The organism is Bacillus badius NBRC 15713 (assembly GCF_001591605.1).
GTDB lineage: Bacteria > Bacillota > Bacilli > Bacillales > Domibacillaceae > Pseudobacillus > Pseudobacillus badius.
The window spans coordinates 12,925-37,327 of record NZ_BCVF01000005.1 but is presented as its reverse complement, the minus strand read 5'-3'; the positions used below and the strand labels follow the sequence as shown (position 1 = coordinate 37,327).

Annotated in this window: 26 protein-coding genes; 17 read left to right on the top strand and 9 right to left on the bottom strand. The window is 46.5% G+C overall.

What is annotated here, in order from left to right; all coding sequences use genetic code 11:
• The 9 genes from BBA02S_RS03960 to BBA02S_RS03920 all read left to right on the top strand — a co-directional run bounded on the left by BBA02S_RS03960 (nucleotide 1) and on the right by BBA02S_RS03920 (nucleotide 8,680).
• Nucleotides 1–804 (top strand): ABC transporter permease, encoded by an 804-nt coding sequence (locus tag BBA02S_RS03960; protein ID WP_041113895.1) that lies wholly within the window; start codon nucleotides 1–3, stop codon nucleotides 802–804.
• Nucleotides 801–1,874 carry an ABC transporter substrate-binding protein gene (locus BBA02S_RS03955; RefSeq protein WP_041100641.1) on the top strand — a complete coding sequence of 358 codons (1,074 nt, stop codon included), beginning with the start codon at nucleotides 801–803 and terminating at the stop codon, nucleotides 1,872–1,874. Before BBA02S_RS03960 ends, BBA02S_RS03955 begins: the two co-directional genes overlap by 4 nt.
• A gap of 276 nt (nucleotides 1,875–2,150) precedes the next feature.
• Nucleotides 2,151–2,504, top strand: coding sequence for a lmo0954 family membrane protein (locus BBA02S_RS03950; RefSeq protein WP_041100643.1), 354 nt, complete (start codon nucleotides 2,151–2,153; stop codon nucleotides 2,502–2,504).
• A gap of 16 nt (nucleotides 2,505–2,520) precedes the next feature.
• Nucleotides 2,521–3,171, top strand: coding sequence for a PspA/IM30 family protein (locus BBA02S_RS03945; protein WP_041100645.1), 651 nt, complete (start codon nucleotides 2,521–2,523; stop codon nucleotides 3,169–3,171).
• Nucleotides 3,172–3,271: 100 nt separating this feature from the next.
• A complete protein-coding gene (liaF, locus tag BBA02S_RS03940; protein ID WP_041100647.1) occupies nucleotides 3,272–4,015 on the top strand; it encodes a cell wall-active antibiotics response protein LiaF in 744 nt (247 codons plus the stop codon).
• The gene (locus BBA02S_RS03935; protein ID WP_052477325.1) at nucleotides 4,012–5,091 is read left to right on the top strand and encodes a sensor histidine kinase; all 1,080 of its coding nucleotides are present in this window, start codon (nucleotides 4,012–4,014) and stop codon (nucleotides 5,089–5,091) included. Before liaF ends, BBA02S_RS03935 begins: the two co-directional genes overlap by 4 nt.
• Nucleotides 5,084–5,716 carry a response regulator transcription factor gene (locus tag BBA02S_RS03930; RefSeq protein WP_041100649.1) on the top strand — a complete coding sequence of 211 codons (633 nt, stop codon included), beginning with the start codon at nucleotides 5,084–5,086 and terminating at the stop codon, nucleotides 5,714–5,716. The genes BBA02S_RS03935 and BBA02S_RS03930 overlap by 8 nt, the downstream gene beginning before the upstream one ends.
• Nucleotides 5,717–5,961: 245 nt before the next feature.
• Nucleotides 5,962–7,137, top strand: a complete 1,176-nt coding sequence (locus tag BBA02S_RS03925; protein ID WP_041113894.1) for an LL-diaminopimelate aminotransferase — start codon at nucleotides 5,962–5,964, stop codon at nucleotides 7,135–7,137.
• 16 nt (nucleotides 7,138–7,153) lie between these two features.
• Nucleotides 7,154–8,680, top strand: coding sequence for an aldehyde dehydrogenase family protein (locus BBA02S_RS03920; protein WP_052475298.1), 1,527 nt, complete (start codon nucleotides 7,154–7,156; stop codon nucleotides 8,678–8,680).
• 86 nt (nucleotides 8,681–8,766) lie between these two features.
• Here BBA02S_RS03920 and BBA02S_RS03915 read toward each other — a convergent pair whose 3' ends face one another.
• Nucleotides 8,767–9,978 carry a CdaR family transcriptional regulator gene (locus tag BBA02S_RS03915; protein WP_041100653.1) on the bottom strand — a complete coding sequence of 404 codons (1,212 nt, stop codon included), beginning with the start codon at nucleotides 9,976–9,978 and terminating at the stop codon, nucleotides 8,767–8,769.
• Nucleotides 9,979–10,121: 143 nt separating this feature from the next.
• On the opposite strand from BBA02S_RS03915, the gene BBA02S_RS03910 reads away from it, so the two are divergent.
• From BBA02S_RS03910 to BBA02S_RS03890, 5 genes are all read left to right on the top strand, one after another.
• Nucleotides 10,122–11,789 (top strand): thiamine pyrophosphate-dependent enzyme, encoded by a 1,668-nt coding sequence (locus tag BBA02S_RS03910; protein ID WP_041113893.1) that lies wholly within the window; start codon nucleotides 10,122–10,124, stop codon nucleotides 11,787–11,789.
• 145 nt (nucleotides 11,790–11,934) lie between these two features.
• Nucleotides 11,935–12,240, top strand: a complete 306-nt coding sequence (locus BBA02S_RS03905) for an antibiotic biosynthesis monooxygenase family protein (RefSeq protein WP_041100657.1) — start codon at nucleotides 11,935–11,937, stop codon at nucleotides 12,238–12,240.
• A complete protein-coding gene (locus BBA02S_RS03900) occupies nucleotides 12,237–12,584 on the top strand; it encodes a hypothetical protein (RefSeq protein ID WP_041113892.1) in 348 nt (115 codons plus the stop codon). The genes BBA02S_RS03905 and BBA02S_RS03900 overlap by 4 nt, the downstream gene beginning before the upstream one ends.
• A 31-nt stretch (nucleotides 12,585–12,615) precedes the next feature.
• Entirely contained in the window at nucleotides 12,616–13,266 is a 651-nt protein-coding gene (locus BBA02S_RS03895) for a cobalamin B12-binding domain-containing protein (RefSeq protein ID WP_041100661.1), read from the top strand.
• Entirely contained in the window at nucleotides 13,253–14,014 is a 762-nt protein-coding gene (locus tag BBA02S_RS03890; RefSeq protein WP_052475299.1) for a hypothetical protein, read from the top strand. Before BBA02S_RS03895 ends, BBA02S_RS03890 begins: the two co-directional genes overlap by 14 nt.
• Before the next feature lie 31 nt (nucleotides 14,015–14,045).
• On the opposite strand, the gene BBA02S_RS03885 is transcribed toward BBA02S_RS03890, so the two are convergent.
• From BBA02S_RS03885 to BBA02S_RS03875, 3 genes are all read right to left on the bottom strand, one after another.
• Nucleotides 14,046–14,501 carry a hypothetical protein gene (locus tag BBA02S_RS03885; protein ID WP_041100663.1) on the bottom strand — a complete coding sequence of 152 codons (456 nt, stop codon included), beginning with the start codon at nucleotides 14,499–14,501 and terminating at the stop codon, nucleotides 14,046–14,048.
• Nucleotides 14,502–14,588: 87 nt separating this feature from the next.
• Nucleotides 14,589–15,383, bottom strand: a complete 795-nt coding sequence (locus BBA02S_RS03880; protein WP_041113891.1) for an HAD family hydrolase — start codon at nucleotides 15,381–15,383, stop codon at nucleotides 14,589–14,591.
• 85 nt (nucleotides 15,384–15,468) lie between these two features.
• Entirely contained in the window at nucleotides 15,469–16,014 is a 546-nt protein-coding gene (locus BBA02S_RS03875) for a MerR family transcriptional regulator (RefSeq protein WP_052477324.1), read from the bottom strand.
• Nucleotides 16,015–16,245: 231 nt separating this feature from the next.
• On the opposite strand from BBA02S_RS03875, the gene BBA02S_RS03870 reads away from it, so the two are divergent.
• A complete protein-coding gene (locus BBA02S_RS03870) occupies nucleotides 16,246–16,521 on the top strand; it encodes a hypothetical protein (RefSeq protein ID WP_052475301.1) in 276 nt (91 codons plus the stop codon).
• Nucleotides 16,518–17,399: a diacylglycerol/lipid kinase family protein gene (locus BBA02S_RS03865; RefSeq protein ID WP_041113890.1), complete on the top strand. Its 882-nt coding sequence runs from the start codon at nucleotides 16,518–16,520 to the stop codon at nucleotides 17,397–17,399. The genes BBA02S_RS03870 and BBA02S_RS03865 overlap by 4 nt, the downstream gene beginning before the upstream one ends.
• A gap of 56 nt (nucleotides 17,400–17,455) precedes the next feature.
• Here the strand turns inward: BBA02S_RS03865 and BBA02S_RS03860 are convergent, their stop codons facing one another.
• The 3 genes from BBA02S_RS03860 to BBA02S_RS03850 are packed head-to-tail and all read right to left on the bottom strand — an operon-like array spanning nucleotide 17,456 to nucleotide 21,135.
• A complete protein-coding gene (locus BBA02S_RS03860) occupies nucleotides 17,456–18,940 on the bottom strand; it encodes a sodium/proline symporter (RefSeq protein ID WP_041100669.1) in 1,485 nt (494 codons plus the stop codon).
• 35 nt (nucleotides 18,941–18,975) lie between these two features.
• The gene (locus BBA02S_RS03855) at nucleotides 18,976–19,947 is read right to left on the bottom strand and encodes an ornithine cyclodeaminase family protein (protein ID WP_041113889.1); all 972 of its coding nucleotides are present in this window, start codon (nucleotides 19,945–19,947) and stop codon (nucleotides 18,976–18,978) included.
• A gap of 27 nt (nucleotides 19,948–19,974) precedes the next feature.
• A complete protein-coding gene (locus BBA02S_RS03850) occupies nucleotides 19,975–21,135 on the bottom strand; it encodes an NAD(P)/FAD-dependent oxidoreductase (protein WP_041113888.1) in 1,161 nt (386 codons plus the stop codon).
• Nucleotides 21,136–21,307: 172 nt separating this feature from the next.
• Here BBA02S_RS03850 and BBA02S_RS03845 point away from each other — a divergent pair, with 172 nt between their 5' ends.
• Nucleotides 21,308–22,507: a CdaR family transcriptional regulator gene (locus BBA02S_RS03845; protein ID WP_041113887.1), complete on the top strand. Its 1,200-nt coding sequence runs from the start codon at nucleotides 21,308–21,310 to the stop codon at nucleotides 22,505–22,507.
• Between the two features lie 78 nt (nucleotides 22,508–22,585).
• On the opposite strand, the gene BBA02S_RS03840 is transcribed toward BBA02S_RS03845, so the two are convergent.
• Together BBA02S_RS03840 and BBA02S_RS03835 are read right to left on the bottom strand one after the other, a co-directional pair.
• Nucleotides 22,586–23,968, bottom strand: a complete 1,383-nt coding sequence (locus BBA02S_RS03840) for an FAD-binding oxidoreductase (RefSeq protein WP_041113886.1) — start codon at nucleotides 23,966–23,968, stop codon at nucleotides 22,586–22,588.
• A 219-nt stretch (nucleotides 23,969–24,187) separates the two neighbouring features.
• Nucleotides 24,188–24,370, bottom strand: coding sequence for an SE1832 family protein (locus BBA02S_RS03835; RefSeq protein ID WP_041100679.1), 183 nt, complete (start codon nucleotides 24,368–24,370; stop codon nucleotides 24,188–24,190).
• Between the last annotated feature and the right edge of the window lie 33 nt (nucleotides 24,371–24,403).

Genomic DNA, 24,403 nt, shown 5'->3' with positions numbered 1-24,403 from the left:
ATGAAAAAGAAGTCTGTTTGGCCAAGAGTTTATTTGGCTTTTATCTTCATCGTTTTATATGCGCCCATCTTTTATTTAATGTTTTATTCATTTAACAGCGGCGGCACGATGAACAATTTTGAGGGCTTTACGCTGGAGTGGTATAAGGAGCTTTTTGGTGACAAGCGGCTTTTGATTATTGTGCTCAATACAATTATTATTGCCTTGTTATCCTCGGCGATTTCCACAATTATCGGCGTGCTTGGCGCACTGGCTATTGTATACATGAGAAAAAAGACGGCGAAGCAAGCACTTTTGTCGTTTAATAATGTCTTGATTGTGAGTCCCGATGTCATTATCGGTGCTTCCTTTTTAATTTTGTTTACGATGGCAGGAATTAAGCTGGGCTTTACGTCCGTGCTGTTATCGCACATTGCTTTTTCGATTCCGATTGTGGTCATCATGGTGCTTCCTAAATTGCAAGAGATGAGCAGCTCTTTGATTGATGCCGCCCGTGATTTAGGGGCAGGCCACTGGGATGTGCTCTCGAAAGTTGTTCTGCCGTATATTTCGCCAGGGGTGTTTGCCGGCTTCTTTATGGCGCTCACTTACTCGCTTGATGATTTCGCGGTTACCTTCTTTGTAACGGGCAACGGCTTCAGCACATTATCAGTGGAAATTTACTCACTGGCCCGCCGCGGCATCTCCTTAAATATTAACGCGCTGTCCACGCTGTTATTCCTGTTTACAATCATTCTTGTGGCCGGGTATTACTTCATCATGCAGCGAAACAGCCGGTCAGCTGGAGCGGGGGTGCAGAAATGAACAAATTAATCCGTGCATTTGCAGCCGTCTTTGCCATTGCTTTTTTGCTGATGTATGCCGTGTCTGTTCTTAATGGACCCGAACAAAAAGCAGGCGGCAATGTATTGACTATCTATAACTGGGGAGATTACATTGACCCTGAGCTCATTCACCGGTTCGAAAAAGAAACGGGTGTCAAGGTTATATATGAAACCTTTGATTCCAACGAAGCGATGATGACAAAGATTGAGCAAGGCGGCACTGCTTACGATATTGCGGTGCCTTCCGAGTATGCCATTGACAAAATGAAAAAGGCAAACCAGCTGCTGCCGCTTGATCACTCTCAGCTGCCAAATTTAAAATATATCGATCAACGGTTCATGGATTTGCCTTTTGATCATGACAACCAATATTCCATTCCTTATTTCTGGGGAACGGTTGGCATTATTTACAACAAAGATTTAATGAAGGGCAAAGAAATCAAAGCATGGAACGATTTATGGAGCCCGGAGCTGCGCAACAATATTTTGCTGGTGGACGGTGCCCGCGAAGTCATGGGAATGGGACTGAACTCGCTCCGCTATTCATTGAATGATACAAACAAACAGCACCTAATTGAAGCAAAGGAAAAGCTGGATCAATTGACTCCTAATATTAAAGCGATCATCGGTGATGAAATCCGTCTGCTGATGGAGAATGATGAAGCGGCTATTGGTGTTGTCTGGTCAGGAACTGCTTCAGAAATTATGTGGGAAAAGGATAATCTGGAATATGTCGTGCCGGAAGAGGGATCGAATCTTTGGTTTGATAACATGGTTATTCCGAAAACAGCCAAGAATATAAAAGCCGCCCACCAATTTATCAACTTTATGCTGGATCCGAAAGTAGCCGCGCAAAATGCGGAGTATGTCGGCTATTCGACGCCTAATCAAAAAGCTCTCGAATACATGCCGAAAGACGTGGTGAATGACCAGCGCTTCTATCCAAGTCCGGAACAAACAGAGCACTTAGAAGTATATGAAAACTTAGGGGCGGACATGCTGGCCTACTATAACGAGCTGTATCTTGAATTTAAAATGCACAAGAAATGAGCCAGAGCATCCGAAGTGAGACTTCGGATGCTTCAGCTTCTAAACAAAATAGAAATCAGCCTCTTTGTAAGAAAGAAGAAGGGGCCGTCCCAACAAGTCAAGTTTCATGATCTGTTGGGGCGGCTCCTTTTTATTTGCTCTTTAGGAACGCTATTTTCTTTCAGGATTTTACAGTCTCGGTCTTAAGGAGGAGGGAAAGTTCAATCCAGGGCTCGTTATAGAAAAGGGCAGTACGAGGTAAGATGAAATCAAGATATCGAAGGGAGGAAAAAATAAATGAAAAAGGTGATGCTGTTTTGTGTCGGAGGTCTTGCAGCGATCATAGCGATTGCAAGTGTCGGTCCGATGCTGGGCCTTGTGCTGTGTGCCGCTATTATGTATGTGGCGTGGAAGCAATACAAACAAGCTCCTTCGAAGGGGCTCAAGCTCTTTTGGGGAGCAACCGGATTGATCGCGTTCTTCGTGGCAGTCGGCAATGTACCTGCTTTGCTTGGTGTAGCTGCTTTAGCCGTCCTGTATGTTGTATATAAAAAGTGGCAGGAAGAAGATGAAGACTTTGTTGACGTTGCCAAGGAAAAAGACCCGTTCGTTAATTTTGAAAAGCAATGGAATCAATTGAAAAACAATTAAGCGAGGAGAGATCAAGATGACAAGCATTTTTACAAAAATGAAACGAACCATCGAGGCGGAGCTATTTGATTTTGTAGAACAGAAGGAACAAAAGAATCCAATCGCCATGCTCAACCAGTATTTGCGCGAGGCGCAGAGAGAAACTGAAAAAACAATGAAGCTGCTTGAACGGCAGCAGCTGTTGAAAAACGAATTTGAACGGGAGCGCCGAGAGGCCCTCCGTATGCAGGATAAGCGTTTGAAGCAAGCGGCACTGGCTGCGGAAGCAGGAGAAGAGAGCCTTGAGGAATTTGCCAGAAAAGAAGCAGACGTCTATAAAGAGCGGGCGGATCGGCTGCAGCAGTCAGAGCTCATTGTGAGTGAACAAATTATCAAGCTCGAAGAAAAAACAGAAGAAATGAAGCACAAACTGAAAGACATGAACGTTCGGCGCTTGGAATTAATGGGCCGGGAAAACGCTGCAAGGGCTCATCATAGCATGAACAAGGTATTGAATGAAGAATCGGGAGATCAGTATCCATTCGGACGATTTGAAGAACTGGAGCAATACATTGATAACCTCGAAGGAAAGGTAAATAGAAAGTATGAAATGTCACTGATGGATGCCCGCCTTGCAGAATTGGAGCGTCAGTCTTATAAGAAAGAAAAGCACACACAGTCTATGTAAAACGTGCTATGATTAACAATTGAAGAGAGTGAAACAAACCCGTAACGGCGGGTTTGTTTCACATTCCAGCGTTGCTGGGCCGGGGAAGGAGGAAAAAAGAATGTCACCATTTAAAAGAACCGATATGCTGACGATGTTTTTGCTTGCCGCTTTCATTATTATTTTAATTGAAGCGACATTTTTTCATAGTGATTTTGTGTTTTCCCTCTTCTTCGGGATAGCAATGATTTACTTTGGCAGAAAGTGGAACACAAGCTGGTTTGGCAAGCTGCTGTTCTGGTTTGGCGTCTTTTTATCAATCATCATGGTGCTTAGTATGAGCAGCTTGCGCATGCTTGTTCTGGCTGGGGTGATTTATATATTTTACCGGTTTTTTCAGTCTAAAAAAGAACCAATACGTTTTTCCTTATCAACAGATGGGGTCAAGTCGATGCCAATGGAAGCCGGTGAATCAATTAAGCACTCTTTCTTGAAAAATAAGCTGTTCTCCGTTCAATCTACTCCGGAGCATCCGTATGAATGGAAGGATATTCATATTCAGGGGGCTATTGGGGATATAACGGTTGATGTAAGCAATACAGTATTGCCGAAGGGGACGGCCATTATTTCTGTTAGGCAAATCATTGGAAAAGTGAAAGTGGATATCCCCTATGAAGTGCCTGTGCGCATTCGCTTTGCGACAGTGGTTGGGAATGCCCATTTGTTTCAGCGTTTTCCGATTCCTTTATGGAATGATACGTTGTATTTTGAAGATGAACATCATAGCGAGCAGGAAGGAGCAGAAACAACTGTGGTGCTTCTCATCTCCACTATGATCGGCGATGTGGAGGTGAATCGAGTATGAATATCTTCGCCAAGCAAATCCGGCAGGTGTTTTTAGCTGTTCTGTTTGTAACAGTTGTATTGATCTTTGCGTTTGAAATGAGTTTTCTGCACTCGACGTGGCGGATTTATTGGGAAGAGAAGGTATTTGATCTTCCGCTTGCTGTGTTTATAGCGGCAGCTGCGGTCGGGACGGCTTTTCTGTTCGGAGCATTGTATGGCTGGGGTCAATGGACGTCAGTTAAAACACTTGATCAGCGGCTGGACGCGCTTATTTCTGGAAAAGAGCAAGAGGAAAATCACCCGGTATGCGCAGAATTTTCGATCATTGAACAGAAGTTTCAGCAGCTTGAACGTGTCGTTGCTGAGCAGAAGCAGGCGGCTCGCCGGCTGGCGAGGGAAAGAGCCGAAAGCCAAGAAACGCTTATTCGAGAAATGGTGTCACAAGAGAGGCAGCGCCTTGCCCGGGAATTGCATGATTCCGTATCGCAGCAGCTGTTTGCGGCTTCCATGATGATGTCGGCGATCAATGAAAACCGCGAGCCCGCATCTGCCATCGAAACGAAGCAGCTGGCTATGGTTGAAGAAATGATTCAGCAATCTCAGTTGGAAATGAGGGCGCTTCTTTTGCACTTGCGTCCTGTCGCGCTGAATGGGAAGTCGTTAAAAGAGGGAATTGATGATCTGCTTTTGGAATTAAGGCAAAAGGTTCCATTGGCTATCCACTGGACGACAGAAGAAATTCAAATGGATAAAGCGATGGAAGACCACTTGTTCCGGATTGTGCAGGAGTCCGTCTCGAATACGCTGCGCCATGCCAAAGCGAGCCGGCTGGATGTATTGAATGTTTGGCGGAATGGCTTTGTGATCTTGCGGATCAGCGATGATGGAGTTGGATTTGATCAGGAACAGACGAAGCTGGGATCTTACGGTTTGCAAAATATGCATGAGCGTGCAATTGAAATTGGCGGAACATTAAAAATCGTTTCATTGCCTGCCAAAGGGACGAAGCTGGAAGTAAAGGTTCCGCTTGCAAAGCAGCACCGCGATCGGACACCAATAGAAAAAACAGAAGAAAAGGTGGAAACAAATGATTAGAGTTCTTCTCGTAGATGATCATGAAATGGTGCGTATTGGCGTATCTGCCTATTTAATGGCCCAGCCGGATATTCAAGTAGAGGCTGAAGCAGAGGATGGAGAAAAAGCCGTATCTGCCGCTCTTGAATTAAAGCCGGATGTTATTTTAATGGATCTTGTCATGCCAAAAATGGACGGAATTGAAGCGACAAAACGCATTATAGAAAAATGGCCTGAAGCCAAAATCGTGATTGTAACGAGCTTTCTGGATGACGAAAAAGTGTATCCGGCGCTTGAAGCAGGAGCCATTAGTTATATTTTGAAAACCTCAAAGGCCAGCGCCATTGCTGAAGCTATCCGCAAAACGTATGAAGGCGAACCGGTGCTCGAACCGGAAGTAACGGGAAAAATGATGAAGCGCATGCGGCAAGGGCAAAAGGCGGCCCTTCATGAAGAGCTGACCGAGAGGGAGAAAGAGGTGCTTTTGCTGATTGCCCAAGGCAAGGCGAATCAGGAAATTGCCGATGAGCTGTATATTTCGTTGAAAACAGTAAAAACACATGTCAGCAATATCTTATCCAAGCTCGAAGTGAACGACCGGACACAAGCGGTCATCTACGCTTTCCAAAACCATCTTGTCCGATAGATTGAGATCCAGCAGGCGCCGCTTTTTTGCGGCGCTTTTTTATATAGGGCCCTCCGGCATTTTTGATGGCCAAGAAAGCGGATGAGTAGAATCCTTTGTGAAAAATGCATGGATTTTCCCGTTAATTCTTTGGGCATTTTTGTACAAAAAGACCATAGTCTATAAATGTAAAAGAAGTTAAAGTAAGAGTATGAAAACGCTTGCTGATTTTTCTCATAAATGTAAAGAGGTGGTGGTGACTATTCATGCGCTATCAATCACAAAGAATAGCTCAAATTCCGCCGTATATGTTTGCGGAGTTCAACAAAAAGAAACGAATGATGCAAGAGGCGGGAATAGATGTGATTGATTTAGGAATAGGCGACCCTGATCTGCCGACACCGCAGCACATCATCGATAAGCTGGTAGAGGAAACGGCAGATCCGCAAAACCTGAAGTATCCGAGCTTCATTGGCTGCACGGACTTTAGAAAGGCGGTCGCCGCTTTTTACCAACGCCAGTTTCATGTGGAGTTAGATCCGGAAACAGAAGTGCTGGCCTTGATCGGTTCAAAAGAGGGGCTTGCCCACCTAGTGCCGACGGTTATTGACCCGGGAGAAACCGTATTGGCTCCAGACCCCGGTTATCCTCCTTACCGAATGGCCATCTCTCTTGCAGGCGGGCAATTGTATCCAATGCCGCTGCTTGAGAAAAATAATTTCGAGCCTGAGTTTCAGAATATTCCTGAAAATACAGCAGCTAAGGCAAAGCTGATGTTTTTGAATTATCCGGGCAACCCGACAGCTGCGACGGTAGATGTTGATTTTTTCCGCAAAGCGGTGTCATTCGCCAAACAGCACAAGATCGTTATTGCCCACGACGCGGCTTACAACATGGTTACCTTCGACGGTTACCAGGCACCAAGCATTTTGCAGGCGGAAGGGGCAAAAGAGGTGGCTGTTGAGTTTGGCTCCTTATCGAAAACGTACAGCATGACTGGCTGGCGGATCGGCTACGCCGTCGGGAATAAAGAGGTCCTTCGGGCGTTGTCTACTTATAAGAGCAATACGGATACCGGCCAATTTACCCCGATTCAAAAAGCCGCTGCCCATGCCCTGACAGCGAGTCAGGAGTCCATAAAGACCAGCAACGAAATTTATGCGGAGCGAATGAAGGCAATGACGGCGGCGTTAAAAACCATCGGCGTGAACACCGGCCGGACGCGCGGAACTTTCTTTATCTGGGCACCGGTGCCCGATGGATATACATCCGCTGAATTTGCCGACCGGGTACTAGAAAAGACAGGAGTCATTATTACACCCGGCCATGCCTTTGGCGCGGCGGGTGAAGGGTATTTCCGGCTTTCGCTGTCCGTGCCGACCGCCCGGCTGACTGAAGCCATTAACCGCATGAAAAAAGAACTCACCATTATGACCAATTAAGAGGAGTGATCGCGCTATGAATAATCAAACCGTACAAGACACTGTTCAAAAAAATAAAGCAGTAAAAAAATACTTAAACTTTATTAACGGGGAATGGGTAGAATCTGAATCAGGAAGATATACGCAGAATACAAATCCGGTCAACGGAGAAGTATTGGGGGAAGTAGCGGCTTCGACAAAAGCAGATGTGGATAAGGCGGTTCAAGCGGCAAAAGAAGCGCAAAAGAAATGGCGCAACGTTCCGGCGCCTGAACGGGCGGATTTCTTGTATAAGGTCGCTTATCTGTTGAAAGAGCGCAAGGAGGAATTAGCTCAAACGCTAACGCTGGAAATGGGGAAAGTGATCTCGGAAGCGCGGGGGGAAGTGCAAGAGGCGATCGATATGGCGTTCTATATGGCTGGGGAAGGGCGACGCATGTTTGGCGACACGGTGCCTTCCGAGCTTCGCAATAAATTTGCGATGAGCGTCCGTGTGCCAGTTGGCATTGCTGGATTGATTACGCCTTGGAATTTTCCGATCGCCATCGCTTCCTGGAAATCACTTCCGGCGCTTGTGACAGGCAATGCTGTCGTTTGGAAGCCGGCTTCTGAAACCCCGTTTTTAGCTGGAGAATTCGTCAAAATTTATGAAGAGGCCGGCTTGCCGAAAGGCCTTGTCAACCTTGTATATGGTTCAGGAGGGGAGGTCGGCAACGCGATTGTCGAGCACCCGGAGATCGATATTGTTTCCTTCACCGGCTCCAACGAAGTCGGCAAACAAATTAACGGCCGCGCCGGCGAGCTGTTAAAACGCACATCGCTGGAAATGGGCGGAAAAAATGCGGTCACTGTGCTGGAGGATGCGGACATCGATTTGGCTGTGGACGGAATTATCTGGAGCGCATTTGGCACGAGCGGACAAAGGTGTACAGCGTGCAGCCGGATCATCGTGCATGAAGCTGTGAAAGAAGAGCTTGAACAAAAGCTGCTGAAGCGGATGGAGACGCTAAAGGTAGGCGACGGATTGGATGAGTCGGTAGATGTGGGGCCTGTTATCAACCGTTCCTCCCTAGAGAGAATTCATAGCTATGTGAAAATCGGCAAAGATGAGGGAGCTAAATTATTAAAAGGCGGAGAAATCCTGACTGACAACGGTTTAGATAAAGGGAATTTCTATGCGCCAACCTTGTTTACAGATGTAAAATCTGACATGAGAATCGCTCAAGAGGAAATTTTTGGGCCGGTTGCTTCCATTATTCCTGTCCAAAGTCTTGAAGAAGCGATTGAAGTGAACAACAGCGTAGAGTTTGGCTTATCAAGCTCCATTTTTACCGGTGATGTCAACCGGGCGTTCCAAGCTATGCGGGACTTAGACACCGGAATTGTTTATATTAATGCAGGGACAACAGGTGCTGAAATCCATCTGCCATTTGGAGGAACGAAGGGAACTGGAAACGGCCACCGTGATTCCGGGGTCGCTTCACTAGATGTATATACTGAATGGAAGTCCGTGTATGTTGATTACAGCGGCAAAATTCAGCGGGCGCAAATTGACAACTATTGATTCCTTTCGCTGAATAGAGAAAAACAAGCAGGAGTGCTCGCAGTAGGCTGCGAAGGCATTTCTGCTTGTTTTTTCAAAAAAAGCCCTTATTTTGAGCGGGGGATCCCCTCTTTCTTTTCTTCATAGCAGCGGATCGCCATGTAAAGCAGCAGGCAATCTTGGAAGCTTCCCGTGTCGAGACCGGTCGCTTCATTGATCTTCTCCAGTCTGTAAATAATCGTGTTCCGGTGAATGAACATATTGCGGGCGGCTTCGCTTAAATTTAAGTTATGCGTGCAATAGCTGAGAAAAGTCGCGGCGAGCACCTCATAGCTGTCTAAATGAGTGAGCGGCTGAATAATATTGATTAGCTTTCTTTGAAGTTCGGGGGTCATTTCTTTCGGCAGCAGCTGAAAAGCAGCCTGCTTTTCGTCATAAATAAACACCCCTGGCCCGTTAGCTGTTCCCTTGCCCAGAGACATGGCCTTTTCGGCGTTACGGAAGGATTCGGCGATGCCGCTTATTCCTTTTTGCACATCACCGATGGCAAGAGAGGCAGATAGGTGGTACTTCGCCTGCAAAAAGCTGTTCAGCTTATGAAGCTGCTGTTCCAGGGAAGAAACGAGAGCTGCATAAGCTTGCTCTGTGGCGGCTGGTTTTACAATCATCAATTGTTCAATATTAATAAAGGAAAGGATGTCTTCTTTAGAGTCGCGGAAAATCAAATGGAGGTAGTCTAACAGATCCCTTTGAAAATAAGGCAGTGAGTGGGAATCATTGGATTCACTCGAGCCTGTCCGGATCGGCAAAGGGCGGTGAATATCTATTAAGATGCAGGTCCGGCAAATTTCCTGGTCGTACCCAAGGGTTTTAGCATACTGAATGATCCGTTCATCTTGTTCATCTGTATCATAGTGAATAATCTGCTGGATAAACACCTCAACCATCTTGGTTTCCAGTTCTTTCATTTCTTTATGAAAGGCATCCTGGCACATCATTTCCACTTGATTTTTCACGAGGTGAACATACTTTTCGACCTCTTCCGGCTGTCCGATAATGCCAAGAACACCGATGGCTTTATTGTTAATCATAATCGGGACAGAGCTGCCCGGCAGCACCTGGCCGAACTGTTCGCCGCGGCAGTGAATCAGGCCTTTTTTTCGAATAACATCCAACGAAGGACGATGGAAGAGGCCAAGTCTTTCTTTGTCGGTTGAGCCGATAATATATCCTTCATTATCGGTGATGCTGATTGGATAGCCTAACACAGCGCTTGTTTTTTCGGCGATGTCCTGAGCGATATGCTCTAAAATTTTCACTGACAGCACCCCTTGTTTGACAAAAATGTCCAGTTTGAAAGAGAGAATGTTGACCAGAGTATACCATATTTTAAAATCCAATAGACAAACAATTTGGAATTTTATTGATTACTTTATTTGAACAAGAAAGCGGGGCGTTGAACATGGCTAAATTATCCGGCGGACAGGCAATTGTGAAAGTAATGGAAAGGGAAGGAGTGAAAAAAGCTTTTTGCGTGCCGGGGGAAAGTTATCTTGGAGTGATTGATGCCCTTTATGAACATCCGGACATTCAGCTGGTCGCAACCCGCCACGAAGGGGGAGCTTCTTTTATGGCAGAAGCATATGCGAAAGCGTCCGGCAGCACGGGAGTTTGCATGGCTACCCGAGGGCCTGGGGCTGCCAATCTCTCCATTGGTCTGCATACAGCGATGCAGGATTCTACCCCGCTTGTTGCTCTGATCGGGCAGGTAGAGAGGCCGTTTAAAGGCAGAGAAGCTTTTCAGGAAGTGGAGTTTACGGCTTTCTTTAGCCACTTATGCAAATGGACAGTAGAAATTGAGTCGGCAGACAGGATTCCTGAGCTCCTTCATCGGGCGTTTTACATGGCAAGATCGGGGCGGCCGGGACCTGTCGTTGTCTCTCTGCCCCACGACATGCTGGAAGAGACAGCAGAATATATCGAACGCCATATTCAAACGGAACAGGTGCCTGAGCCTTCTGAAGACGCTGTCCGGGAAGTATTGGAAAGAATCAGGGCAGCTGAGAGGCCAGTTGTGATTGCCGGCGGGGGAGTGACACGGACGAAATCAGCCGATTTGCTTGCCCGCTTGGCTGAAAAGCTGAACGTGCCTGTTGTTACGGCTTTTCGCAGGTTCGACGCTTTTCCTAACAGCCATTCGCATTATGCCGGCTGGCTCGGCTTTGGCTCGGAGCAAGGGCTGTTGGACTATATTAAAGATGCCGATCTCATCGTGGCGCTTGGTACCCGCTTTTCACAAGTCACTACCCAAGACTACACGCTCCTTGGAGAACAAACGGAGCTGATTCAAGTAGATGTTTGCCCGGATAGTATCGGTAAAGTGTATGCTCCTGCATTAGGCATCACAGCCGATGTCAAACGGTTTCTAGAAAAAGCGCTTGATATGGCTGTCCCTGCGGAAGAACAGGAGAAACAGCAGGCTCTTCAAAGGCTGCACGCCGCTTATCTTGCCTTCTCATCACCCCCAAAAGATTATGAGGAGCAGCATGTCGATATGGATGGCTTATTGCATGACATGGTAAATTCATTTCCGTCAGATGCTATTTTAACAAGCGATGCCGGTAATTTCTTTGGCTGGCTGTCCCGCTATTACCGTTTTGACCGCCAAGGTACTTATATTGGCCCGACATCCGGTGCGATGGGATATGGCCTGCCGGCAGCGATCGGCGCGAAGATGGCCTGCCCGGATAAAATGGTTGTGTCTTTTTCGGGAGATGGAGGGTTTATGATGACGGTGCAAGAGCTGGAAACGGCTGCCCGCCTTCAAGTCCCTGTCATCGCCATCGTTGTAAATAACAATATGTACGGAACTATTCGGGCTCATCAAGAAAAGCATTTTCCGGGCCGGGTAGTGGCTACGGAGCTATCCAATGCGAATTTTGCCGAGCTTGCCAAGCTGTTCGGCTGTTATGGAGAGCAAGTCAGGAAGAATGCGGACTTTTTGCCGGCATTGGAAAAAGCGAAGGCGAGCGGGCGCCCGGCGGTTATTGAGGTGTTGACCAACCCCGAGATTTTGTCTGCGAGCCAATTAAAGACGGTTCAACCGAATGCGGAAAGGGTAAACAAATGAAACCGGGAGAAACCAATATGGATGGGCGGTACTCGAAAGGGGTATCGCCCTTTTTGATTTCAAAAAAAAACAAACAATATAATAGATTAGCAGGAAGTGGAAATGATAGAGTAGTACATATACTGTAGAAGAAGGGGGTTTTAACGTGTACGTTGTTCACTCCACATTTTCTGTACAGGATCATCAGGCAGAAGAGGTTATTTCCATCTATAAAAATCGTTCGCGATTTGTCGATAAAGCGGATGGCTTTCAGCATTTTCTCTTGCTTCAAAATGATAAAAAACCGGGAGAGCTGACCGTGCAATTGGCTTTCCAATCCAAAGCTTCATATTTATCGTGGGTGCGAAGCGAAGAGTTTAAGAAAATTCATGAGCTGGAAAAAAACTATCCGGATCAGGAGCTGGCCGCTGTTATTCCTACAGTCCGCCAATTTAAGGTGGTGGCTACATGAAGCAAAGCTGGAAGACAGCCTTAGCAGAGAAAGCAACGGATGAAATATATAAGCGTGAGCCTGCTCTGCTGGTCCGCTTCGGAGAAGAAGGAAAAGCTAAATGCCTGGAAGATAATCATCATCATATGAAGCAGCTGGAAACGGCTTTGCTTTTGAATAACCAGCAGTTTTTTATTGATTATGCGCTCTGGCTCAACGGCATTTTAACGAAGCATGGCATGAGTACGAGGCATTTGATTGATAACTTTGTCATTATTCAGCAGCTGTTAATGGAAAGCGGCGAACAGGAAAATGAGAAAGGGTGGTCTTATTTACAGGAAGCCATATTAGCCTTGCAGCAGTGAAGCTATTAAACAGGCAAATGAGGTGAAGAAGATGAACAAGGAAGTGCACGAGTTAGCCGGTTATTTACTGGAAGGGGATGCACTAGCCTCCATCGATTTTTTGAAAGGCAAACAGGAGTTGACGACACTGGAGGTATTTGATCAGCTTCTCACCCCAGCGATGCAATATGTCGGCGAATTATGGGAAAGCAATAAGATCACTGTAGCAGATGAGCACCTGGCTACTGGTACTTGCGATTTTGTTTTATCCAGCTTGTTTCCCTGGCAAAAAGAACACTCTTCAACAAATAAAAAAGCGATGTTTTTGTGTCCGGAAGGAGAGCGCCATTATCTTGGACTAAAGATGGTTAGCAGCTTATTTGTGGAAGCGGGCTGGAGTGTCCGGCTTTTTGGTTCAGATTTGCCGCTGGAATCAGCATGGAAAGCGGCCGAAAGGTGGCAGCCCGATGTCATTGGCTTGTCCGTAGCGATTGTTTATCATCTTCCGCTTTTGCAAGACTATATTCAGCGGTTGTCCGGGCTTTCCTCCCAGCCGTCGATTATTCTTGGAGGAAGGCTGGCGGGAATGTATGATTTGCAGTCATATTGCTCGGAGAAAACAGTGATTTTTCAAGATTTGCACGCTGCTCATTTATGGTTGCATACTCAGAAAGTAGAAGGTGAACCCAATGTCTCTTTATAATCAGCCGCTTCCTATTCCTTATATTCAGATTGACAAAGAAGGAAATATTTTAACATGCTCGGGGGCGGCTTCCCGTATGTTTGATCTTCCTGCAGACAATATTGTTGCGCTGGCAGATGTCGCAAGCAAAGAAAAGCTAGTCAAATTCATTGTTTATCAAGAGGAACCGTGCCAGTTTGAAGTGAATTTACGGACAAAAACGGCTCCAGCCCAGTTGTTTGATATTCATTTATCGTGGGATGGACAAGCGAACGGCCATATTGCGCTGCTTCCCAAAGATCAGCAGAATGAACATTTGGAGGAGCGGTTACTCTCCTTGCAGAACCGTTTATCTTCTACTAATTTTGAACTGCTGGCAAAAAAGGAGGAGCTGGAGAGAGCCCTCATTCGTTTAAGAGAGCTTTCCGGCCCCTTTATTGCTCTGTCTCCGACTTTGGCGTTCATCCCGCTTTTCGGAGACATAACAAGGGAAAAAATGGAGTCGATCACGAAACAGGCGCTTCATACGGCTTATGAGGGAGAGTACACTCATATTGCTGTGGATTTCACGGCTGTCGGGCAAATAGAAGAGAAAGGGGTAGACAAGCTGCTTGCGCTTTTTACGATGCTTCAATATATGAACGGAGCAAAAATTGAAGTAGTGGGAATGAAGCCTCAGCATTCACAGATGCTGCATTCCTTTCATCGAGAATGGCCCTTCGCTTTTTCGCCTTCCTTAGCATACGTGATGCATGGAAAAGACAAGTAAAAACGTGCCAAGCAACAGCTTGGCACGTTCGTTAAAATTCTACTTGGACTTGTTCCAGTTCTTTTTCCGTTTTCTCCGTAAATGTGTAGCCGAGCTCTTTTAATTGGCTGCATATAGCGGCGGCCGCATCGTCCTCCACGATAATAAACGTTTGATCGAATTGCATTTTATCTTTAATGGAGGAGAGCAAATGAAACAAAGCGCTTGTTTTTTCTTCTTTCAAGGATTGGGTAAGCGCGGAGGTTTCTGTCGTCACTGGCACAATCCATAGTTCACATTTGCTGGGCACGTCCAACAGCTGCTCGAATACCTCTGCTTTTTCAAGCGGGGTCCGCAGTGTTTCATCGTGAATTTCATATACATGTTTCGATGACAGGTCTTTTCCCTTAAATGGAAAGCAGCCCTGTTCATCAAATACTTTAATCTCTAATTTAGAAGCTTGAGGCAATTGGTGTTCCTGCTCATTTTTCGTTAAATGGCTGGTCATCTTTCTCTCTCCTTTTCCTTCTTCCCTTATCTATATATAAAGAGGGATCTGCTGGTCTATTCCCTTTTTAGGAAGAAAGAAAACCTGTTAGACGCTTGTTAATTTTTGGAGAGTGTCAGCAACCTCGCTTAGTGTGCGAACAACGTAGGTAGGTGTGGCTCCATCTACTTTTCGGCCATCACCGTGATCGATCAGGATAGATTCCATGCCAAGACGGGTAGCTCCGAGGATGTCGGTTCCTAAGTTGTCACCGATCATTATCGCTTCCTCTGCGCGTACGTCCATTAGCTTGAGCGCATGAGCAAAAATGGAAGGGTCCGGCTTTCCAAATCCAAAGTTCCCTGAGATGACGATATGTTCGAAGTAAGGTACGAGCTCTGGTGTCATCGTTAGTTTTTCTAGCTGAAGAGAAGGTGCCCCATTAGTTAAGAGCAACAGCCGGCAGCCATTTTCTTTGAGCTGATCCAGCACAGCGATCGTGTCCTCGTACAGGAAAGGAGAACGGCGGCGAACTTCCCGGAACCGTTCTTTTGCCCAGTCAGCTGCTCCTTGGATTCCAACAGCCGCTAATCCTTTTTCCCATGTTTTTAATTGATAATCGCTGATGTCCTTGCCCATCTGGCGCAGCTGCCAATGATGCACATCGCCAAAATCTCCCCACAGCCCTTCAAAAGGGTTAATGCCGAGATGAAGAGTCACCGGATAAAAAGAATACTGCTGATATTGTTCCCGTGCTGCTTCTCTGACAGAGGCTTCAATTTCTGCTTGGCCAATTCCGTATTTTTGTTCTAAGTCCCCGCAGGTCACATCGAAGGCGGTTTGAATGCTTTTGCGGTCATTTAACAGTGTATCGTCTAAATCAAAGAAAACTGCTTTTTTCATTATGTAAAGGCTCCCTTTTAAACGTGATGTTTGACCTAATTCTACACAAACCTAAAAAGTCCTGCAAAGAAAAAAATGAAGCCGCTTAATTAAAAGTGGCTTCATTTTTTTTCCCTCTAAAAATAGAAAACAAGGAAGGGAGCCGGTATTTAGGAGGCTCTCTTTTAATCGGGGGAGGCTGAAGGCTGTTTAACAGCAGGCGGTCACGAATCTCTATCTCCTGATGCTCTAATTTCTCCTTCATCCACCTTTGGTATTGAGCAAGCTCTTTAACAAGCTCCTTGTTCACTTGAATGAGAGTTTCCTGCTGCTCCTCCAGGCGGGCAATCCGTTCAGATAATTCATTGCTTTCGGCTTTCGGCTGTTCCGCTTGTTTCTGCTCTATGTGTGTATCCGGCTCCGTTTTCATCGCTAGTTCGATGGCTGCTTCAAGCGGCAAGTTTTGCTCTTGGATCAGCTTTAAGAGACGCTGGACAGTAATAATGTCTTTTTGGTAAAAAACACGTGAGTTGTTGATTCCCCTGTCAAAGCGGTAGCCGGCCGCTTCCAGTGCTGATGAGTATTTTCGCAGCGTGCTTGCCCCCACTCCAAGGCTTTTGGCTACTTCTGAACTAAAATAAGCCTGTTCCATGTTCATCCCTCCGTTAAATAATGATGTCTCATTTCCTCAAGCGGCTGTTTCCGGGATAATAGACTGTTACTACTACTTTCCATGCAAAAGGCTAAAGTCCTTTCACTAGTTTTGTTGATTGATCAGTAGTTTTGTCGAGAAAAGCGACAAGGAATTTATCGTTGTCCGCAGTTGAAAAAGTAGAGAAGAGGGTATATAAAAGATATTATTCTAATAATAGGTGGCTAATTTATGAGGCTTGAGAGATGGGCATATTCCCGCCGCTACAATATCAAGGCGGTATTTGATAAGTTTCCCCATTCAAATGTGATTTTTCGAACGATTAACCATTTTTATTTTATTTATATCGTGAACTGGTCAGAGAAAGATCCTGTTGTGACAAGGGCAGATCTGGAGCAAATGGAACTGCTTCTGAATGAAGAGCTGGGAACCGGCTCTTTTTACCAGCAGCGTAAGTCGCAAACAGAGAACAGCCAAGGCAGAGCAAATGGAGGGAAAGCCGAATGAAAAAAGCTATGATTATCGCTAATCCTTCTTCAGGAAAAGAAGAGGCGCAGGGGTATGTGGAAAAAATCCAGCACCAGCTGGCGAACATAGGCTATACAACCGATATCCGGTTAACAAGCCAGACTGGAGATGCTGCTGCATGGTCGGCGGAGGCAGCTGCGGCTCGTCTTGACATGGTTGTTTCAATCGGTGGAGATGGGACGTTAAATGAAGTAGTCAATGGCCTGGCGGAAAAAGAACACAGGCCGACGCTTGGAGTTATTCCGCTCGGCACAGTGAATGACTTTGCCAGGGCATTGCAGGTGCCTCTTGAACCGGCGGAGGCGATGGCTGTCATCGGCCGGGCCAGGCTGCAAAAGGCAGATGTCGGAAAGGTCAATGAACGCTATTTTTTAAATATTGTCGCACTGGGTGATATAGCCGAATCTGCAGCGGTGGTATCTCCTGAGAAAAAAACGGCGCTCGGTTCGTTTGCTTACTTTCTGGAAGGGGGCAAAGGGCTGGTGAATAAGCAGCCAGTGACCATCTCAGTGACGGCGGATGAGGAAGAATGGAAGGGAGAGGCGCTGCTTTTTCTAGCTGCTTTGACCAATTCTGTCGGCGGGTTTGAAAGTGTGGCACCTGATGCGGAAGTTCATGATGGCAAGCTTCATTGCTTTATCATTCGTAAAGCATCCTTGCCAAAGCTTGTGCGGATGACGGCCAACTTGTTGAAGGGGGAATTGAATGAAGACCCGGATGTCGTGTATTTTCGTACAAGCCGGGTGAAGGTTGCTTCAGAGGCTCTTTTAAAAGCGAACGTTGACGGCGATATCGGAAGCGGCCTCCCGCTTACGCTTGAAGTATTGCCGCGACACATTGAAGTATGGGTTCCTTGATTGCCAAAAGCACTGTTCGGGCAGACGAACAGTGCTTTTCAGTATGGATGGACCAATTATCCTATCACTTTTGGCGATATGTCTGCTTCAGGAGATTCTTTTATATCGCGGGCGCTTTCTTTGGATGGGAAGAGCAGGCTGAATACAATGCCGAAGAAAGCAGCGATCAAGAATGTGGTAAAGCGGGAAGAAATAATCTCTTCAAGCGGCGTGGAAATCCAGACGATGGTGCTGATGAATCCGGCCAGAATCGTGGCGATGACGCCAGCGCCAGAGTAGCGCTTCCAGAAGAACGTGAGAATAATAGCGGGTGAAAGGGTACAGCCTACACCGGCCCAGGCCCAGCTTACAACAAGATATACGAGAGACTGAGAGGTTAAGGCGATCAGCAGTCCAAGCAGCCCCGCACCGATAATGGTGAGCCGGGAAATAGTCACTAGTTGTTTTTCAGTCAAGTTTTTGCCGAGCGCATGGTTGACAATATCTTCGCTGACTGAGCTTGTAATGACGAGAAGCTGCGAGTCGGCGGTAGAAATAATCGCGGCCAAAATTCCTGAAAGCAAAATTCCGGCGATCCAAGGCGGCAATAAGTCTAAAACCATGAAAGGAAGGATCGTTTCTACATCGGCGAAATTTTGCCCTTGATATAAAGTAAGGGCGGTTAAGCCGATCATGAAGGCTCCGCCGTAAGCGAGAATGGTCCAAATAATGGCGACCCGGGTAGCTGTTTTTGCTTCTTTCTCATTTTTTAATGCCATAAAGCGGGCGCTCAGCTGCGGCTGGCCGCCGAGAAATCCGAAAAACCAGGCGAAATTGTTAAAGAGAAGAAGGCCGAGAGCAAATCCTGCCGCCCCGCCTGTCCACGAATCCATAGCCGGGCCAGAGGCGGCAAGGGCTGCGCTGATGGAGAGGCCGGCTTCCTGAATATGAAAAAGAGCGATGATGGGCAAGACAACAAGCGTGACAAGCATCATTAGGCTTTGAATCATATCGGTCCAGACAACAGCCGTGAACCCGCCAAGGTAGGAGAGGAGAATAACGATGGCTAGACTAAGCAACGCCCCTGCAGTGGGATGGATATGAAACACAGTGAATAATGTTTTGCCGGCACCGGCAATTTGCGCGCCGAAATAAAACATCATAAAACTAATAATTAAAATGGCAGACATCCAAAGAATAATTTTTCCGTGGCTGCCGAATCGCTTCGCCAGGTAGCCGGGAAGGGTCATAATTTGATATTCTTCCGCTTCCTTCATAAAGCGCTTTGCTAAAAACAGCCAGGAAAAAACAATTCCTAATGAAATGCCGACAGCTACCCATATGCCGGACAGACCTGTAGCGAAAACAAATCCTGTATAGCCAAGGAGGAGCCAGGCGGATTCGCCGGTGGCTCTTTCTGAAAAAGCGAGCGCCCAGCCCGGCAATTTTTTGCCGCCGAGCAGGAAGGAAGCATGATCCATTTCTTTTCGGCTGAATAAGTAGCCGGCTCCAAGCATCAGCAAGCAATAAAGAATGAACTCAACCATGATGATTGTATGCATATTTATCATCCTCTCCAAGGTTTTAGGCTTAACTTTTATAATTCAATTTCCAGTCCGATCTGGTGCTGAACAGCTTTTTCATAAACAGCCCGGGCGGCCATGACATCAAATAAAGCCATCCCGACCGATTTGAAAATCATGGGATGCTTCTCGCTTAATTGCGGGCGTATTTTGCCGGCGATTAAGCTGGAAAATGGAATGATCTGCGACTGGCTTAACCAGCCGTTTTTGAGCGGGTCGGCCACATCGCCCGATTCTTCGATCGCATCAAGGGTATCAATAAAAAGGTGATTTGCTTGTTTAAAGAGCTGTTCAGGCAGCTCGCGCATCTGCGGCTGAAAGGACCCGACGGCGATTATGAGCTTGCCGTTGTATAAATCAGGTTCGTCCGGAAGAACAGGCATGCTGGACGTTGTTGCAGTAACAAGAATATCTGACTGGCTGATTACTTCATTGGAGTGATGTTCAATGTGAATCCGGATGTGTGAAGGCAAGTGCGATTGAAGGTTGCCGGCAAAAGCAATCGCTTTTTCAGGTGTTCGGTTGTATAAATAAACGTTCTGAATATTACGCTCCAGGCAGATGGCCAGGAGCTGGTAGAAGCCTTGGGCGCCAGTGCCGATCAAGCCTGCAGAGCTGGCGCCGGCCGGTGCGAGATGCCGGGCAGCCAATCCCCCGAGAGCGCCGGTACGGAGCGCGGTTAAATAGGTGCCGTTCAATAAGGCTTTCGGTTTCCCTGTGCAGGCGTCAATCAGCACCATCAGCCCTTGTACAGCCGGCAGCGACCGCTGATGATTAGTAGGAAACACACTGACTATTTTTGTTCCAAATAACTCGCTGGCTTGGCAAGGCATAAGCAAAAGTGTGTTTTCTTCATGAGCGATCTGTGTTCTTGCGTCCATATGAAACTGCTCTCGATCGTAAAGCTCATAGGCAGTTTCTGCAGCTGCAATGATATCTGCCATGCCAGCAGCTGCTCGCATGCTGCCTTCAGTTAATATTAGCAAGTCGCTTCCCCCTTTGATAAAAGTCAATTACACAATTGCTTGCTCCAGCACTAAGTCATTTTCTGCAAAACGTTCGACACGCAAAGGAGACAGATTGAGTGTTTCATAGGTTCCTTTGTAAATGAGTTCAGCCAATCCGAGGCCGACGCCAGGCGCTTGCTGCATGCCATGTCCGCTGAATCCAAGAGCAACATAATACCCTTTCATAGACGGATGTTCGCCGATGATCGCATTTTGATCCTCGGTATTAAAGTCGTACAGCCCCGCCCAGCCGGATTCCAGCTTCACGCTTTCGAAGTTTGGAACACGGTGAGCCAGCACCGGCCAGAGCTCTTCAAAGTAAGAGCGCTTCCAGGAAAAGTCAATTCCAGGCTTGACATCTTCTGCGTAGCCTGTAATTACACGGTCGCCTTCGTGGCGGAAGTACACGCCGGTTGGATCAATCGTAAGAGGCAGAGGTTTTTCCAGCGGGACAGCCGGATGGAATTGAAAAATTTGCCGTTTTAACGGCACGACCGGCAGAGAAAGCCCGATTTTTTCACTGAGAATCGCTCCCCACGCTCCGGCACAGTTAACTACGATTGAGGCCATATATTCTTCTCCATCGACTAAGCGTACTCCTCTTATGCGATCGTTCTCCGTCAAAAAGGTGGCCACTTCCTTAGAGACATAATCGACATTCAGCTTTTGGGCATTTTTCTTATACGCCTGCATAACTGAATAAGCATCAAGATAACCGTCTTCTGCACAATAAAGGCCGCCCGCGAGATCTTCCAGCTGCAGCTCGGGGATGACAGCCTGAAGTTCATCGGGAGAGAGAAATTGGGAAGGCACGCCGAGCTCGTTTTGCAGCTTTCTTTGGCGCTCGATCGCCGGGACCATTTCTTTTTTTGCTAAAAATAGATAGCCTCTTTGTTGAAAGTCAATTTTGGCCGGCTCGCCGTCAATCGCCATATCTTCAGAAAACGTTTGATATTTTTGCAGGCTGAACCGGCTTAATTGAATATTGATGGCCGTGGTAAATAGTTGGCGAATCCCGCCTGCGCTGCGGGGTGTAGAGGAAAACTCATAAATCGGGTCTTTCTCAAACACTGTAATTGCTCCTTCGAAACCAATCTTGCGCAAGGAATAAGCTGTACTTGATCCCATAACTCCGCCGCCGACGATAATGATATCTGCTTTATTCATATAAAAACCTCCCTCAGGCGTGATATAGCTGCTTTAAATTATTTACCATTATATTCGGAAAGCGCTTTCAATCAATGTACAATTTATACAAAAATCTGGTAGAATAATAACGAATATTAATCAGAAAATTAAGAAAAATGTTAAAAGATTAGCTAATGACTGAGGTGAAGCAATGAAGTTTTTTGAACAAATTGCCCAATCTATCGTAGAAAAAACATCCACTGTTCTGGGGGTATCTATGAGCATTACAGATGCCAAAGGAACAATCATTGGCTGCAATGACTTAACAAGAATCGGCTCTCATCATGAGGTGACAGAGGAAGTCACAAAAGCGGGCAGAGCGGTTATTTTCACAAAGGAGAACATAACAGGACGGAAAAACGTATTGCCGGGTGTGGCTACACCGATACGCTTTCAGCGGCAAATCATTGGCGTTTTAGGAATCATTGGCGAGCCGGAGGAGGTGGGGAAATATGTGGAGTTTGTCCGGACACACGTTGAAATGCTGCTGCAGCAGTCTTTCCGGACAGAATCATTTTATTTGCAAATGAAAACGACCGAGCTTTTCATTCAGCATCTTATCCACTTTAAAGAGTGGGAAAGTGAAGACACCCTGCAAAATTATTGCAGCATGTCGGGCTTTCATTTCGATTGCCCCCGAATGTGCATTCTAATCGACCTCTCCTCCCTGCATACGGCGAAAGGAGAAGAAGGAGTGCTCCGGATTTCCCAATATGATTTGTTTCAAGTCATCAGCCATTATTTTCAAGTTCATGATGAAGACATCATCAGTCCGGTTCATCAAGGACAGTGGATAGTCCTAAAATATATGGATGGTGCTGACATGAAAAAAACGAGGCGGCAATGTGAACATGCGCTGAAAGCCTTAAGGAAATTTTTTCGAAACCAGCAGGTGGGCGGTTCGGTTTCTATCGCTTACGGAAAGAGCTGCAGCGGTTTTGCAGGTGTCAGCCGTTCGTACCAACAGGCATTGCAGGCGCTCTCAACAGGGAAGGAGCGCGCGAAAGGCGCATCGGGTGTTTATGCATTTGATGACTGGAATATTTTATTAAGTGCGCTCGTGCAGGACATTCAGCCGGCTTTGGCAGAGACGCTGGATGACTACGCTGAAAAATTAGTCTCCCATTCTAATGCTTCGGCACTCATAGAAACATTTCTTGTCTACTGCGAGCAAGGGTTAAATGTCAGCCGGGCGGCCAGAAAGCTGTTTGTTCATCGCAATACTCTGTTATACCGATTGAATCAGCTAAGCGAAATTCTTTCCATTGATACACAGTCTTTCGAGCAATGCTTGCTGCTTTACATGGCCTTAAAAAAACGAAAGGATCAGGCGATGCAGGTGCACACCTGATAAATACCGCTGATTTACCAAGCTTAATGCCCATGAAAAAAACTGCTCTGCAGACGGTTGCAGAACAGTTTTTTTGCATTACAGTGTCGCTTTCTCCGCGGAAGGAATCAGTTTTCCCGGATTCAGAATATGGTCGGGGTCAAGCAGACTTTTAATGCCGGCCATGACGTTCAGCGCTTCGCCATGCTCTTGGATCTGGTATTTCATTTTGCCCAAGCCGACGCCGTGTTCTCCTGTACACGTTCCTCCAAGCGATAAAGCAAACGTAACAATCTCTCCGTTTAATATTTCTGTGTTGCGAACTTGTTCAGGGTCCTGCGGGTCAAACAAAGTAAGTGTATGAAAATTTCCGTCTCCAATATGCCCAAGGATCGCGCCATCCATCCCGTAGGCTTCAATTCGCGCACGCGCGTAAGTAACCATATCTGCAAGCTTTGATATTGGTACACACACGTCTGTGTTAATCGTATGCAGCTTCGGATTGCTATGGCGGAAAGCGTAGGATAAGTCATGCCGGGCTTTCCAAAGCTGAGCTCTTTTTAAGCTGTTTTTTTCAAAGATAAAGGTCTGGCATTGATACTCCTCTAACAGTTCCTGCACAAATTGGGCATCGGCTTCATTGCCTGCTTCATTCCCGTGAAACTCAAGGAACAGCGAAGGCTCCTCGGGAAAGTCGGTTCCGCTAAACTGATTGACTTGTGCAATGGAACGGTCATCCACAAGTTCCATGCGGGCGATTGGGATGCCGGCGGTCAGAATGGCGGCAGCTGCCTCTACGCATTGCTTGACGGAAGGGAAGCAGGCCCTGGCTGCAATGATGGATTCGGGTATGCCATGCAGCTTGAGAGTAATTTCGGTGAATAGGCCAAGTGTACCCTCCGAGCCGGTAAACAAACTATTTAAGTTGTAGCCGGAGGAGGATTTTTTAGCAAGTGATCCGGTGTGAATGATTCGGCCGTCAGCGAGCACGACTTCCAGGTCCAAAATCTGGTCTTTCATGACACCGTACCGAACCGCTTGCGTGCCGCTTGCATTGGTAGCAACCATGCCGCCGATTGTGGCATCGGCTCCGGGATCAACCGGGAAGAAGAGACCATGCTTATTTAATTCTTGATTTAATTGCAGCCGCGTTACGCCGGGCTGAACTTTGACGAGCAAATCCTCCGGACGCATGTCAATAATCCGGTTCATTTGGCTGAAGTCCACGGATATTCCCTTATGTATTGGAATGGCATGACCTTCAAGGCCGGAGCCAATGCCGAAAGGAACAACGGGAATGTGCTGTTCCTTGGCAAACCGCACGATCTTTTGGACATCCTCAGCAGAAGCAGGAAATACGACAACATCGGGAAGAACCGCTTCAAAATGTGATTCATCCTTGCTATGATGCTCCAATATGGTTTCATTCACTGTGACTTTTTCCTGGCCAAGCAGACCGGCTAACTGTTCAACGAGATTCATTCTGTCACCACTTTCAACTAAAATTTTTTAAATATTCATTTATTTGAATGATAGCATAATAGGTAATTGCTGTATACTTGATATTGACTATAATTCCCAGCAGGGAAGGCACATTCATTGGAAAGGCTGGTTTATTTGTAGAAACGGATGAACCTGATCAGTTGCTGTTCATAAAAAAATCGTCCGCTAAAGCGAACGATTGCTGTTTGTTCATGCGTCTTATTTAGACAAGGCGGCCAGCTGTTGATTCAGTTCCTTCAGCTCATTTTCCATGCGAATGAGCTGTTCTTCCGCTTTTGTTACAGTATTACCTGTGGATTCGAGCTTTTCAATGTCTCCTTGTACACGGATATAGTCCATTTTTAATTCAGCAATTTTTGATTCAATTTCGGATTTCGTCATGATTGGTCTCCTTTGTTGTTTTCTTATTATATT

What these genes read in the sequence shown, in the direction of transcription:
- BBA02S_RS03960 (WP_041113895.1), top strand. Translation starts at nt 1, where the DNA reads ATGAAAAAGAAGTCTGTTTGGCCAAGAGTTTATTTGGCTTTTATCTTC.
- BBA02S_RS03955 (WP_041100641.1), top strand. Translation starts at nt 801, where the DNA reads ATGAACAAATTAATCCGTGCATTTGCAGCCGTCTTTGCCATTGCTTTT.
- BBA02S_RS03950 (WP_041100643.1), top strand. Translation starts at nt 2,151, where the DNA reads ATGAAAAAGGTGATGCTGTTTTGTGTCGGAGGTCTTGCAGCGATCATA.
- BBA02S_RS03945 (WP_041100645.1), top strand. Translation starts at nt 2,521, where the DNA reads ATGACAAGCATTTTTACAAAAATGAAACGAACCATCGAGGCGGAGCTA.
- liaF (WP_041100647.1), top strand. Translation starts at nt 3,272, where the DNA reads ATGTCACCATTTAAAAGAACCGATATGCTGACGATGTTTTTGCTTGCC.
- BBA02S_RS03935 (WP_052477325.1), top strand. Translation starts at nt 4,012, where the DNA reads ATGAATATCTTCGCCAAGCAAATCCGGCAGGTGTTTTTAGCTGTTCTG.
- BBA02S_RS03930 (WP_041100649.1), top strand. Translation starts at nt 5,084, where the DNA reads ATGATTAGAGTTCTTCTCGTAGATGATCATGAAATGGTGCGTATTGGC.
- BBA02S_RS03925 (WP_041113894.1), top strand. Translation starts at nt 5,962, where the DNA reads ATGCGCTATCAATCACAAAGAATAGCTCAAATTCCGCCGTATATGTTT.
- BBA02S_RS03920 (WP_052475298.1), top strand. Translation starts at nt 7,154, where the DNA reads ATGAATAATCAAACCGTACAAGACACTGTTCAAAAAAATAAAGCAGTA.
- BBA02S_RS03910 (WP_041113893.1), top strand. Translation starts at nt 10,122, where the DNA reads ATGGCTAAATTATCCGGCGGACAGGCAATTGTGAAAGTAATGGAAAGG.
- BBA02S_RS03900 (WP_041113892.1), top strand. Translation starts at nt 12,237, where the DNA reads ATGAAGCAAAGCTGGAAGACAGCCTTAGCAGAGAAAGCAACGGATGAA.
- BBA02S_RS03895 (WP_041100661.1), top strand. Translation starts at nt 12,616, where the DNA reads ATGAACAAGGAAGTGCACGAGTTAGCCGGTTATTTACTGGAAGGGGAT.
- BBA02S_RS03890 (WP_052475299.1), top strand. Translation starts at nt 13,253, where the DNA reads ATGTCTCTTTATAATCAGCCGCTTCCTATTCCTTATATTCAGATTGAC.
- BBA02S_RS03885 (WP_041100663.1), bottom strand. Translation starts at nt 14,501, where the DNA reads ATGACCAGCCATTTAACGAAAAATGAGCAGGAACACCAATTGCCTCAA.
- BBA02S_RS03880 (WP_041113891.1), bottom strand. Translation starts at nt 15,383, where the DNA reads ATGAAAAAAGCAGTTTTCTTTGATTTAGACGATACACTGTTAAATGAC.
- BBA02S_RS03875 (WP_052477324.1), bottom strand. Translation starts at nt 16,014, where the DNA reads ATGGAACAGGCTTATTTTAGTTCAGAAGTAGCCAAAAGCCTTGGAGTG.
- BBA02S_RS03870 (WP_052475301.1), top strand. Translation starts at nt 16,246, where the DNA reads ATGAGGCTTGAGAGATGGGCATATTCCCGCCGCTACAATATCAAGGCG.
- BBA02S_RS03865 (WP_041113890.1), top strand. Translation starts at nt 16,518, where the DNA reads ATGAAAAAAGCTATGATTATCGCTAATCCTTCTTCAGGAAAAGAAGAG.
- BBA02S_RS03860 (WP_041100669.1), bottom strand. Translation starts at nt 18,940, where the DNA reads ATGCATACAATCATCATGGTTGAGTTCATTCTTTATTGCTTGCTGATG.
- BBA02S_RS03850 (WP_041113888.1), bottom strand. Translation starts at nt 21,135, where the DNA reads ATGAATAAAGCAGATATCATTATCGTCGGCGGCGGAGTTATGGGATCA.
- BBA02S_RS03845 (WP_041113887.1), top strand. Translation starts at nt 21,308, where the DNA reads ATGAAGTTTTTTGAACAAATTGCCCAATCTATCGTAGAAAAAACATCC.
- BBA02S_RS03840 (WP_041113886.1), bottom strand. Translation starts at nt 23,968, where the DNA reads ATGAATCTCGTTGAACAGTTAGCCGGTCTGCTTGGCCAGGAAAAAGTC.
- BBA02S_RS03835 (WP_041100679.1), bottom strand. Translation starts at nt 24,370, where the DNA reads ATGACGAAATCCGAAATTGAATCAAAAATTGCTGAATTAAAAATGGAC.